The organism is Mycobacterium sp. NGS62 (assembly GCF_059812285.1).
Genome location: NZ_JCALCK010000001.1, coordinates 507,221 through 519,298, shown reverse-complemented (window position 1 = coordinate 519,298; position 12,078 = coordinate 507,221). Strand labels below are relative to the sequence as shown.

9 protein-coding genes are annotated in these 12,078 nt (G+C 66.6%); 2 read left to right on the top strand and 7 right to left on the bottom strand.

What is annotated here, in order from left to right; genetic code table 11:
* Positions 1-31: 31 nt before the first annotated feature.
* Together AC5Y49_RS02545 and AC5Y49_RS02540 are read left to right on the top strand one after the other, a co-directional pair.
* Positions 32-595, top strand: a complete 564-nt coding sequence (locus tag AC5Y49_RS02545; protein ID WP_499884235.1) for a TetR/AcrR family transcriptional regulator — start codon at positions 32-34, stop codon at positions 593-595.
* Positions 595-2,127, top strand: coding sequence for a glycerol-3-phosphate dehydrogenase/oxidase (locus AC5Y49_RS02540; protein ID WP_499884630.1), 1,533 nt, complete (start codon positions 595-597; stop codon positions 2,125-2,127). Before AC5Y49_RS02545 ends, AC5Y49_RS02540 begins: the two co-directional genes overlap by 1 nt.
* 103 nt (positions 2,128-2,230) lie before the next feature.
* Here AC5Y49_RS02540 and AC5Y49_RS02535 read toward each other — a convergent pair whose 3' ends face one another.
* The 7 genes from AC5Y49_RS02535 to aceE all read right to left on the bottom strand — a co-directional run bounded on the left by AC5Y49_RS02535 (position 2,231) and on the right by aceE (position 11,932).
* On the bottom strand, positions 2,231-3,652 hold the full coding sequence (locus tag AC5Y49_RS02535; protein ID WP_065014642.1) for an acyl-CoA carboxylase subunit beta: 1,422 nt from the start codon (positions 3,650-3,652) through the stop codon (positions 2,231-2,233).
* 31 nt (positions 3,653-3,683) lie between these two features.
* The gene (gene kasB, locus AC5Y49_RS02530) at positions 3,684-4,943 is read right to left on the bottom strand and encodes a 3-oxoacyl-ACP synthase KasB (RefSeq protein WP_499884234.1); all 1,260 of its coding nucleotides are present in this window, start codon (positions 4,941-4,943) and stop codon (positions 3,684-3,686) included.
* 87 nt (positions 4,944-5,030) lie between these two features.
* Positions 5,031-6,281, bottom strand: coding sequence for a 3-oxoacyl-ACP synthase KasA (kasA, locus tag AC5Y49_RS02525; protein ID WP_499884233.1), 1,251 nt, complete (start codon positions 6,279-6,281; stop codon positions 5,031-5,033).
* Positions 6,278-6,625 (bottom strand): meromycolate extension acyl carrier protein AcpM, encoded by a 348-nt coding sequence (gene acpM / locus AC5Y49_RS02520; RefSeq protein WP_499884232.1) that lies wholly within the window; start codon positions 6,623-6,625, stop codon positions 6,278-6,280. Before acpM ends, kasA begins: the two co-directional genes overlap by 4 nt.
* 88 nt (positions 6,626-6,713) lie before the next feature.
* Entirely contained in the window at positions 6,714-7,622 is a 909-nt protein-coding gene (locus tag AC5Y49_RS02515; protein WP_499884231.1) for an ACP S-malonyltransferase, read from the bottom strand.
* A gap of 129 nt (positions 7,623-7,751) precedes the next feature.
* Positions 7,752-9,059: a PucR family transcriptional regulator gene (locus tag AC5Y49_RS02510; protein ID WP_499884230.1), complete on the bottom strand. Its 1,308-nt coding sequence runs from the start codon at positions 9,057-9,059 to the stop codon at positions 7,752-7,754.
* A 71-nt stretch (positions 9,060-9,130) separates the two neighbouring features.
* Positions 9,131-11,932, bottom strand: a complete 2,802-nt coding sequence (gene aceE / locus AC5Y49_RS02505; RefSeq protein ID WP_499884229.1) for a pyruvate dehydrogenase (acetyl-transferring), homodimeric type — start codon at positions 11,930-11,932, stop codon at positions 9,131-9,133.
* Between the last annotated feature and the right edge of the window lie 146 nt (positions 11,933-12,078).

Sequence of the window (12,078 nt, the reverse complement as noted above, 5' to 3'; positions counted from 1 at the left end):
AACGCGTCAGACATGCGTTACAGTATTACACATGCTGTCAATCAGTAACGCATCGGTGGCCGACCGGATATTGGCCGGCGCCGCCAGCTGCGTCCGCGATTTCGGTGTGGAACGGGTGACGCTGGCCGAGATTGCCCGCCGGGCCGGTGTGAGCCGGCCGACCGTGTATCGCCGCTGGCCTGACACCCAGTCGATCCTGGCGGACCTGCTCACCGCGCATATTGCGGCCACCCTCGACGGGGTACCGGCAGCCGGCGAGGGCCGCGAAGCGCTGGTACAGCGGGTGGTTGCGCTGGCCGACCGCCTGCGCGACGACGAGCTGGTCATGGCGGTGCTGCGTTCGGAACTGGCTATCACCTACTTGACCCAGCGGCTTGGCACCAGCCAGCAGGCGCTCATCGACATGCTGGCCGAAAACCTCACTGCGGCCCAACGTGACGGCAGTGTGCGTCCGGGCGACCCACGCCGCCTCGCCGCGATGGTGCTGCTGATCACCCAGTCGACAATCCAATCCGCCCAGATCGTGCAGCCTATCCTTGCGGCCGACGCGTTGGCCGGCGAGCTGCGCTACGCACTGAACGGATACCTGTCGTGATGTCAGTTGCGCTCAACGCCGCGCGCCGTACCGCCGAGCTGTCCGCCCTGGCCGACGGTGCGCCGCTGGATCTCGTCGTGATCGGCGGCGGCATCACCGGCACCGGTATCGCGCTGGACGCCGCCTCGCGCGGGTTGCGGGTGGCGTTGGTGGAGAAGCACGATTTCGCGTTCGGTACCAGCCGGTGGAGTTCGAAGCTGGTCCACGGGGGTCTGCGCTATCTGGCCACCGGAAACGTGGGCATTGCCCGGCGCAGCGCCATCGAGCGCGGAATCCTGATGACCCGCAATGCGCCGCACCTGGTTCGTGCCATGCCGCAACTGGTCCCGTTGCTGCCGTCGATGGGCCGCACAGAACGGGCGCTGGTGCGTGCCGGCTTCCTGGCCGGCGACGCGCTGCGCAAGCTGGCCGGCACCCCGGCATCGGTACTGCCGAGGTCGCAACGCATTACCGCGCAGCGCGTCATCGACATGGCGCTAACCGTGCGGCGCGACGGCCTCGACGGCGGCCTGCTCGCCTACGACGGTCAACTGATCGACGACGCCCGCCTGGTCACCGTGGTCGCGCGCACCGCAGCGCAGCACGGCGCCCGAATCCTCAACTATGTGGCCGCCTCCGAGGCCACCGGCGACTCGGTGCGGCTGACGGATCAGCGCACGGGCGATGCATTCGACGTATCGGCCCGTGCTGTCATCAACGCAACGGGGGTGTGGGCCGGCGAGATCGATGAGGCCTTGAAGCTGCGGCCCAGCCGCGGGACACACCTGGTCTTTGACGCCGAGGTCTTCGGCAATCCGACTGCGGCGCTGACCATTCCGATTCCCGGCGAACTCAACCGATTTGTGTTCGCGATGCCCGAACAGCTGGGCCGGGTCTACCTCGGGCTGACCGACGAAGATGCCCCCGGACCGATTCCCGATGTGCCGCAGCCGACGTCGGCTGAGATTGACTTTCTGCTGGAAACGGTCAACACCGCGCTGGAGACCACACTCGACGCCTCCGACGTCATCGGGGCCTACGCGGGACTGCGGCCGCTGATCGACACCGGAACCGGCCACACTGCCGACATCTCGCGCGATCATGCCGTCGTCGAATCACCGACAGGTGTCCTCAGCGTCATCGGCGGCAAGCTCACCGAATACCGCCACATGGCCCAGGACGTGCTCGATCGCGCCGTCGAGTTACGTGGGCTGACGGCCGGCGTGTGCCGAACCCGCAATTTGCCCCTGGTGGGTGCGCCGGCGAATCCCGGCTCGGCGGTGCCGCCGATGGCGGGTCTGCCGGAATCGCTGGTCTTGCGCTACGGGGCGGAAGCAGCCAACGTCATCGCCGCGGCGGACTGTGAGCGTCCCGCCGAACCGGTTGCCGAGGGCATCGACGTCCTCCGCGCGGAATTCGAATTCGCCATTACCCATGAGGGCGCACTCGACGTCGACGACATCGTCGATCGCCGGACCCGGATCGGATTGGTGGCGTCGGATCGCGAGCGGGTTGTCGGCGTGGCCGAGGAGTTTTTGTCGCGTTTCAGTTAGCGCCGAGCGTGCGGAATCCCGGCTTTCAGCTCGGCGTGTCGGCCGGGGACACGCACGCTCGCGCGAGTAGGGGGACACGCACGCTCGCGCGGATCGCCGAGATTTACAGCGGGATGTTTTTGTGGCGGCCGCGGCGGGCGGGGGCCTCGGCCAGCGCTTCGGTGATCTTGCTGCGGGTGTGCGCCGGGTCGATCTTCTCGTCGACCACGCCGATGTCGATGGCGCTGTCCACACCACCGGCGATGCGCTCGTGCTCGGCGGCCAGCTCGTCGTGCAGCGCCTCGCGCTCGTGGTCGGCCGCGGCCGCCAGCTTCTTCTTGTGCAGAATGCCCACCGCAGCCTTGGCGCCCATCACGGCGACCTCGGCGTCCGGCCAGGCGAACACCTTAGTGGCATTCAACGAACGCGAGTTCATCGCAATGTAGGCCCCGCCGTAGGTCTTTCGGGTGACCAGGGTGACCCGCGGAACGGTGGCTTCGCCGAACGCGTGCAGCAGTTTGGCACCGCGGCGCACCACGCCGCCCCACTCCTGCCCGACACCGGGCAGATATCCGGGAACGTCGACGATGACCACCAGCGGAATCCCGAACGCGTCACACAACCGCACGAAACGTGCTGCCTTTTCCGCGCTTTCGGAATTCAGGCAGCCACCCAACCGCAGCGGGTTGTTGGCCAGCACGCCAACCGTACGGCCCGACAGCCGACCCAGGCCCACCACCATCGACGGTGCCCACTTGGCCTGAAACTCGTCGAACGGCGCGTCGTCGTCGAGCAGCGCGGTCACGATGGGGTGCACGTCGTAGGCCCGGCGCGGCGACTCCGGCAGCAGCGCGTGCAGGTCGGTGTCTTCGGCTTCGGCCTTGGTGCGGTCGAAATGTCCCTGCTGACAGAACAATCCGACCAATCGGCGGCCGCGCTCGTAGGCGTCGAGCTCGTCGTCGGCGACGATGTGGCACACCCCGGACTTCTTGTGGTGGGTGTCCGGGCCGCCGAGTGCGGCCATGTCGACGTCCTCGCCGGTAACGCTGCGCACCACATCCGGGCCGGTGACGAACACCCGGCTGTCGGGAGCCATCACGATGACGTCGGTCAGCGCCGGTCCGTAGGCGGCGCCGCCGGCGGCGAAGCCGACCACTACGGAGATCTGCGGGATGTAGCCCGATGCCCGGATCATGGCCTCGAACACCATGCCGACCGCGTGCAGCGCGCGCACACCTTCGGCGAGTCGAGCACCGCCGGAGTGCCAGATGCCCACGATCGGGCTCTGCTCTTCGATGGCCGTGTCGTAGGCATTGACGATGTGGGTGCAGCCCTCGATGCCCATGGCGCCGCCCATCACGGTGCCGTCGGTGCAGAACGCGATGGTGCGCACTCCGTTGACGGTGCCTGCGGCGGCCAAGACTCCCGAGCGGTCCCGCTCGTGGAGCAATTCGACGCTGTCGTCGTCGAAGAACGTGGTCAGGCGCAGCAGCGGGTCGCGGGGATCGAGCGACTCGCCAACCGCCTCGGGGGCCATGATCGTCATCGCAGGTCTCCTCCTCGATGGGTGCTCGGTATCAGTACCGGCCGAACGCCAAAGCGACGTTGTGCCCGCCGAATCCGAACGAGTTGTTGATCGCGTACTTGTAGTCGCCTGGTCGCGGCTTGCCGGCCACCACATCCAGGTCGACCTCGGGGTCGAGGTTGACCAGGTTCAGCGTCGGCGGCACGATCTGATCGCGCAGCGCCAGCACCGTCAAAATCGACTCCACCGCACCGACGGCGCCGACCGAGTGGCCGAGCGCGGACTTGGGCGCGTACACCGCCGCGTTTGCGCCGTGGGGCCCCAGCGCGTTGTTGATGGCCTTGCTCTCGGCAATGTCACCGACCGAGGTGCCGGTGGCGTGGGCGTTGACATGGTCGATGTCGCTCGGTGCCAGGTCCGCAAGCTGGATCGCCCGCGTCATCGCATGGCCGGCGCGTTCGCCGTTGGGGTCCGGCGCGACCATGTGGAAACCGTCGGAGGTGACGCTGGCCCCCATCAGTCGGGCCAGGATGTTGGCGCCGCGCGCCTTGGCGTGCTCTTCGGTCTCGATGACCAGCAGTGCGCCGCCTTCACCGAACACGAAACCGTCGCGGTCCTTGTCGAAGGGGCGGCAGGCACCGGCCGGGTCGTCGTTGTTCTTCGACAGCACGATGCGCATTGAGGCGAATGCCGCGATCGGCACGGCCTCGATCCTGGTCTCGACACCACCGCAGATCGCCACGTCGGCCTCACCGAGCACGATCTGCTGCCAGGCACGGGCGATGCCCTCCGAACCGGACGCACACGCCGATACCGGCGCCATCACGCCCGCCTTGGCATGCCTTTCCAGCCCGACTGCCGCCGAAGCACCGTTGGGCATGTACATCTGCACGACCAAGGGGTTGAACGCCTTCATGCCGCGTGCGCGCATGTCGTCGTAGCCGAAGACCAGCTCCTCGGTGGATCCCATGCCGGTTCCGATGGACACCGCCAGCCGGGTGGTGTCCACCTCGGGCGCACCGGCGTTTTCCCACACCCGTCGACCCAGCACCGTGGCCATCTTCTGCAGGTAGCCCATCCGGCGGTTCTCGACGCGGTTCAACTGACTGTCGAATTCCTCGACGAGGTGTCCGCCGATACGCACCGGCAGGTCGTACTCCTCCACGAACGGGTCGTCGAGCTTACGGATGCCACTTTGACCGTCTAGCAGCATCTTCCACGTATTCTCCGCGTCGGATGCGAGGGCCGTGGTCATCGCAACACCGGTGACCACCACATTGGGGAACGCTTTCCCCGTAACGAGCTCTGTCATAGCTTTTAAGGCCCCCCGGCCGTTTCCTTTCCTACTTGTCCGGCTCCTTCTCGGGCCGTTGGCCCGCATCGTCGCCGGACGTCGTGCTTAGTAACGCCCGAAGGCGAGCGCCACGTTGTGCCCGCCGAACCCGAACGAGTTGTTGATGGCGTACTGGTACTCGCCATAGCGAGGCTCACCGGCGACCACATCCAGATCGATTTCAGGGTCCGGCGTCTCGTAATTCAGCGTTGGCGGGATGACGCCGTCCCGCAGCGACAGCACCGTCAACACCGACTCGAGCGCACCGACCGCACCGATGGAGTGGCCCAGTGCCGACTTCGGCGCGTACACCGCGGCGTGTTCACACCCGGCAGCCCGAATGGCGTTGGCTTCGGCGGTGTCACCGATCGGGGTGGCCGTGGCGTGCGCGTTGATGTGGTCGACGTCCTTGGGGGACAGGCCTGCCAACTCCAACGACCGTGCCATCGCCCTGCCGGCCCGCAGACCGTCGGCGGCGGGCGCCACCATGTGGAACGCGTCCGAGGTGATGCCGGCGCCCATCAGCCGGGCCAGCGGTTTGGCGCCGCGGGCCTTGGCGTGCTCTTCGGTCTCGATCACCATCAGCGCACCGGCCTCGCCGAACACGAACCCATCGCGGTTCTTGTCGAAGGGCCGCGACGCGCCTTCCGGGTCGTCGTTGCGGGTTGACATGGCGCGCATCATCGAGAACGCCGCGATCGGCAGCGCTTCGATGCCGCCTTCCACACCACCGCAGACGGCGATGTCGGCGTCACCCATGACGATCTGACGCCAGGCGTGGGCAATGGCCTCCGACCCCGACGAACAGGCCGACACCGGGGTCATCACCCCGGCGCGGGCGCCGAGCTGCAGACCGACCACCGCGGCGGCGCCGTTGGGCATGATCATCTGCACGGCCAGCGGCGACACCTTGCGGGGGCCGCCCTCGTTCATCAGGTCGTAGCTCTCGACGATCTTCTCGCCGCCACCCAACCCGGTGCCGACGACGACCGCGAAGCGGTCCGGATCGACCTCCGGGGAGCCGGCATTCTCCCAAATCCGGCCGCCGAGCAGCTTGGCCATCCGCTGGACGTACGACATGCGCCGCAGGTCCAGTCGCCCCATGTGGTCGTCGACAGGATCCTTGAGGTGGCCGCCGATCTTGACGGGCAGGTCCCATTTGGTGACGAACTCGTCCTCGAGGACGTGGATGCCGCTCTCGCCGGCCAACAAGGCCTTCCACGTGCTCTCAACGTCCGGCCCGACCGATGTCGTTGCCGTGACGGCGGTTACCACAACGCTGGGGTAACCGCCGTTAGCAGTGGAAGGCTTGGTCACTTGCTGTCGGCTTCCATCCTGGCGCGGACCGATTCGACGGTCTCGGGGTTCTCCGACTCGAGCTTGGCGCGCAGCGCCTGAGCGGCCTCGGGGTTCTCTTCCTCGAGCTTCTGGATGTAGTCGACGACGTCACCGACGGTACGCAGACCGGCGAGGTCCTCGTCGGGGATCTTGACGCCGTACTTGTCCTCGGTCTGCACGGCGATCTCGACCATCGACAGCGAGTCGATGTCCAGGTCGTCGACGAACGACTTCTCCGGCGTGATCTCGGACGGCTCGATGCCGGTCACCTCTTCGATGATTTCGGCGATTCCGGCGATGATTTCTTGCTGGCTGACAGCCACGGTGAGATTCCCTTCGTATTGGTTGTGTTACTGGTGATGAAACGTGCGATATGCGGTTGTACTGGCGGGGTTTACAGCTCCGGCTGCGTTACGCCTCGGCTAAGCCGTCCAGGTCTGCGGGGGACTTGACGGCACGCGTCGGGGTCCCACGAAGTTCGCGTTTGGCGATACCGGCCAAAGTGCCCGCGGGCGGGAACTCGACGATCGCCGTGACATCGTGCTGACGCAGCGTCTCGGTGCACAAATCCCAGCGCACCGGTCGGGTCAGTTGCGCGACGAGCTTCTCCATCGCGTCGGTTGCCGACGATACCGGTTTGCCGTCGCGGTTCGACAGCAATGTCGCGGTCGGCTCGGCCGGCGTGACCTTCGCCGCCGCTGCGGCATAACCCTCCAGGGCGGAGGCCATGAAGCCGGTGTGGAACGCCCCGGCCACACCGAGTGCGCGCACCCGCGCCTTGGCAGGCGGGTCCTCGGCGAGTTTGTCCAACGCAGTCAATCGACCGGCGGCGACGATCTGGCCGGCGGCGTTGCGGTTGGCAGCGACCAGGTCGAGCTGCTCGAGCCGGGTCAGAACCTCGGCCTCATCTCCACCGAGCACCGCGGACATGCCGGTCGGCTCGAGGGCGCATGCCTTGGCCATCTCGGCGCCGCGGGTGGCGGCCAGCGAGACGGCTTCGTCATCCGAGATCACGCCGGCGATCGCGTAGGCCGCAATCTCGCCGACCGAGTGGCCTGCCACGATGAGCTCGGTCTCGCCGAGTTCACCGCGCCGGCTCAGCTCCTGATGGGCGAGCAGCGTGGCCGCCACGACCAACGGCTGGGTCACCGCGGTGTCGGTGATCTCCTCGGCCGACGCGGTGGTGCCCAACTGGGCGAGGTCCAGACCACTGGCGGTCGACCAGGAGGCAATCTGGTCCGCGGCGCCGGGCAGCTCAAGCCACGGCGACAGCATTCCGGGAGTCTGCGATCCCTGTCCGGGGGCAAGTAACGCAATCACGTGTTTAAGAGAACACTGTGAAGACGATTTTGCGCGGTGTAAGAGATTATGAACCTTGTCTTAGGTTTTTGTCGGGACCCTACAAAACAGGCTCGGATGCGACGTGTTTGATATCGCGCCGCAACTTCGTCAGTCCACCCGGTGCGCCGCCGACGGTTCGACCAGGTCTTTTACCACCGGGGTGGTGACGGGCGTCACAGTGTTACTGGTGATGCTGTTGTGCTGCGCTTGATAGGCGAGATGCCCCACCGTAGCCGCTACCCGGAGTACATAGGCGTCCCTGGGCTGCGTGGGGTCCCGCCCGGTGAAGTCGCCGATGCGCCGAAGGCGGTAGCGCACCGTGTTTGGATGAACGAACAATGTGCGTGCGCAGGCTTCGATCGCGCCACCGCAATCCAGGTAAGCATCCAACGTCTCGGTGAGGGTGGGCCCGGCATCGGCGAGGGGCCGCATCACGTCGGTGTGCAAGGCCGCGATGGCCGACGCGTCGCCCATCAGCGCACGCTCGGGCAGCAGTTCCCGCGCCAGCACCGGGCGCGGCGCGCCGGTCCAGCCGGCTACCGCGTTCATCCCGGAGATCGCCTCGCTGGCGCTGTGATAGGCCGCAGTCAGCATCGGCGCCGTCGGTCCGATCACCACCGGACCGTCGGAGAACGCGTCCAGCAGATCGCCGAAGAACTTCTCGGTCGGGGTGAGCTGGCCCGACACGATCGCCACCAGCCACGTGCCGTGCACGTCGGTGAGCGCGGCGCGGCCGTGACGGGTGGCGATATCCCGGACATCTTGGCTGGCATGGTTTTCCCGTCCCGGCGCCGGTGTCCCCACTACTACTGTCGCCGGCGCGGTGGTGTCCCAATTCAGCGCGGCAGACCTGGACAGCAGCTCGGGGCCGGTGTCGCCGCGCACTACCGCGTCCACGACGCTGGCTTCCATCCGGCTGTCCCAGGTGCCGCGGGCTTCGGCCGCGTCCGCATACGCGGTGGCGGCGGTGAAGGCCAAGTCGCGGCTGTACTTCAGGATCCCGACCGTCAGCGCGGTGACCTGCTCTTCCGAGCGGGCCACCATCGGGACGACTTCCTCGAAGAACTCCATCGTGACCCGCACCATGTCGACGGTGTCGCGCAGCGCGATCCGGCGCGTCAACTCCTGGGGCACCAGCTCGAAAGCCTGCGCGGTGTAGCTGACGTTGCTGCGCGGATCGCCCATCCACTCGACGAAGTTCACCACGGCGGTCTGGACCACCAGCGCGACGCTGGCACGCTGGGAGGCCTCCAGGTCGGCGAAAAACGGCAACCGGTCGTGCATCGCCGAGACTGCCTCGGTGGCCAGCCGCCCGGAGTACTGCTTGAGCCGCCGTAGCAGCGACTCCGGCACAGTGTCGAGCAGCTCGAGCGTCGAGCGCGGCAGAACGAACTGCCCGATATCCTTGTCGGCCACCCCTAAAAGCTACGCCACTTTTCTGGATGTTTTCGCCAAGCGCGACCCCTGGGCCGGGGCCGAGCTAGCTGCTATGCGACGCCGGGATCCGAAGTCTGCGCCGGTGCGGCCTGCACGTCGTCGATCTTGTACTGGCGCGCCGCGGCGACCGGCACCGATGGATCGATCTCGCCGTCACGGGCCAGCGCCTCGAGGACCGCGACGACTTGCGACTCGGCATCGGTGTTGAAGTAGCGCCGCGCGGCGGGCCGGGTATCGGAGAAGCCGAACCCGTCGGTGCCCAGGGTGACATAGGTGCCCGGCACCCACGGCCGGATCTGCTCGGGCACCGCGCGCATCCAGTCCGACACCGCGACGACGGGGCCGGCCTTGTCGGCGAGAGCTTGGGACAACACCTGGGTCACATACGGCGTGCCGGCCGGACGGTCGGGGTGGCGCAGCCTTTCCTTGGCGATGACGATTCCGTCGCGGTTCAGCTCGCTCCAGCTGGTGACCGACCACACGTCGGCGGCGACATCCCACTCCGACGACAGCATCTCGGCGGCCGTGAGCGCCGACGGCATCGCCACCCCCGAGGCCAGGATGTGCGCGGCATTGGCGCGTCGTTCGGTGGCGGCCCGGTAGCGGTAAATGCCCCGCAGCAGGCCGTCGGGGTCGAAGTGCTCGGGCTCCGGCGGCTGCACATACGGCTCGTTGTAGATGGTGATGTAGAAGAAGACGTTCTCCGGGTTTTCGCCGAACATGCGGGCCAGGCCGCTTTCGATGATGTAGGCGACCTCATAGGCAAACGCGGGGTCATAGGACACCACGGCTGGGTTGGTGGCCGCCAGCAGCAACGAGTGGCCGTCGGCATGTTGTAATCCTTCGCCGGTCAACGTCGTACGCCCCGCGGTGGCGCCGAGCAGAAAGCCGCGGGCCATCTGGTCGCCGGCCGCCCACAGGCCGTCTCCGGTGCGCTGGAAACCGAACATCGAATAGAAGATGTAGATCGGGATCATCGGCTCGTTGTGCGTCGCATACGACGTGCCGACCGCGGTGAAGCAGGCCGCCGACCCCGCTTCGTTGATGCCCTCGTGGAGCATCTGCCCGGACTCGCTTTCTTTGTAGGCCAGCATCAGATCGGCGTCGACCGAGGTGTACAGCTGACCGTTGGGGTTGTAGATCTTCAGCGAGGGGAACCAGGAGTCCATCCCGAAGGTGCGCGCCTCATCCGGAATGATCGGGACTATCCGTCGACCGATTTCTTTGTCGCGCAAGATCTCCCGGAAGGTGCGCACAGTCGCCATGGTGGTGGCGACCTCCTGGCTGCCGGAGCCCTTCTTCAGCGATTTGTAGGTGTCGCGGCCAGGCAACGGCAGCGCCTTGGATTTGGTCCGGCGCTCGGGGATGAAGCCACCGAGGGTACGACGCCGGTCGAGCAGGTAGCGGATCTCCGGTGCGTCCGGCCCGGGGTGGTAGTACGGCGGCAGGTACGGGTCTTCCTCCAACTGCGCGTCGGAGACCGGAATCCGCATCTCGTCACGGAAGTCTTTGAGGTCTTCCAGCCGGAGCTTCTTCATCTGATGGGTGGCGTTGCGGCCGGCGAAGTAGCTGCCCAGGCTGTAGCCCTTGATGGTTTTGGCCAGGATCACGGTCGGCTGGCCCTTGTGTTCCATCGCGGCGCGGTAGGCGGCGTAGACCTTGCGGTAGTCGTGGCCCCCGCGCTTGAGGTTCCAGATCTCTTGGTCGGTCAGATTTTCCACCAACGCTTTGGTGCGCGGGTCGCGTGCGAAGAAGTGGTCGCGGACATAGCCGCCGTCGTTGGCCTTATAGGTCTGGTAGTCGCCGTCGGGCGTGACGTTCATCAGGTTGACCAACGCGCCGTCCCGGTCGGCGTGCAGCAGCGCGTCCCATTCGCGTCCCCACACCACTTTGATGACGTTCCAGCCGGCACCCCGGAAGAACGACTCCAATTCCTGGATGATCTTGCCGTTGCCGCGCACCGGGCCGTCGAGACGCTGCAGGTTGCAGTTGATCACGAAGGTGAGGTTGTCCAGACCATCTAGCGCGCCGATGTGCAGCAGGCCGCGGCTCTCGGGCTCGTCCATTTCGCCGTCGCCCAAAAAGCACCACACGTGCTGGTCGGAGGTGTCTTTGATGCCCCGATCGCGCAGGTAATGGTTGACTCGAGCCTGGTAGATGGCGTTCATCGGGCCCAGGCCCATCGACACGGTGGGAAATTCCCAGAAGTCGGGCATCAGCCGCGGATGCGGGTAGGAGGGCAGCCCGCCGCCGGGGTGACTGTGTTCCTGGCGGAATCCGTCGAGTTGGTCGGCGGTCAACCGGCCTTCCAAGTAAGCGCGCGCGTAGATGCCGGGGGAGGCGTGGCCCTGGATGAACACGTGGTCGCCGCCGCCGGGATGCGACTTCCCGCGGAAGAAGTGGTTGAAGCCGACCTCGTAGAGCGCGGCAGAAGAAGCGTAGGTCGAAATGTGGCCGCCCACACCAACGCCCGGACGTTGCGCTCGGTGCACCATGATCGCCGCGTTCCACCGGATCCAGGCCCGATAGCGGCGCTCGACGTCCTCGTCGCCGGGGAACCATGGTTCGAGCTCGGTGGGGATGGTGTTGACATAGTCGGTCGATGTCAACGCCGGAATCGAGACGCGCTGTTCGCCGGCGCGTTCCAGCAGCCGCAGCATCAGGTAGCGGGCCCGCGAAGGCCCGGAGCGCGACAGCAATTCGTCGAAGGACTCCAGCCATTCGGCGGTCTCTTCGGGATCGATGTCGGGCAGATAAGACGCGACGCCTTCGCGAATCACCCGCACCCGGTCGGGTTCGCTTGTACCGCTTGAGTTTTTCGCCAGATCGTGGCGTACGAACTCGGTAGTCAACTCACTGCTCCTTGTGTGTGGCGGTCATCCGCTTGTGGCCGATGCCCGCCGTCGCCGCTTGGTCGTTGCCACTCCTATCGTGCCGCACCGGAGGCCTCGTCGCGTAGGGGCCATCGACACGATGTCCGCAATCGGCAGTCGGCGGC

What these genes read in the sequence shown, in the direction of transcription:
- AC5Y49_RS02545 (WP_499884235.1), top strand. Translation starts at nt 32, where the DNA reads ATGCTGTCAATCAGTAACGCATCGGTGGCCGACCGGATATTGGCCGGC.
- AC5Y49_RS02540 (WP_499884630.1), top strand. Translation starts at nt 595, where the DNA reads ATGTCAGTTGCGCTCAACGCCGCGCGCCGTACCGCCGAGCTGTCCGCC.
- AC5Y49_RS02535 (WP_065014642.1), bottom strand. Translation starts at nt 3,652, where the DNA reads ATGACGATCATGGCCCCCGAGGCGGTTGGCGAGTCGCTCGATCCCCGC.
- kasB (WP_499884234.1), bottom strand. Translation starts at nt 4,943, where the DNA reads ATGACAGAGCTCGTTACGGGGAAAGCGTTCCCCAATGTGGTGGTCACC.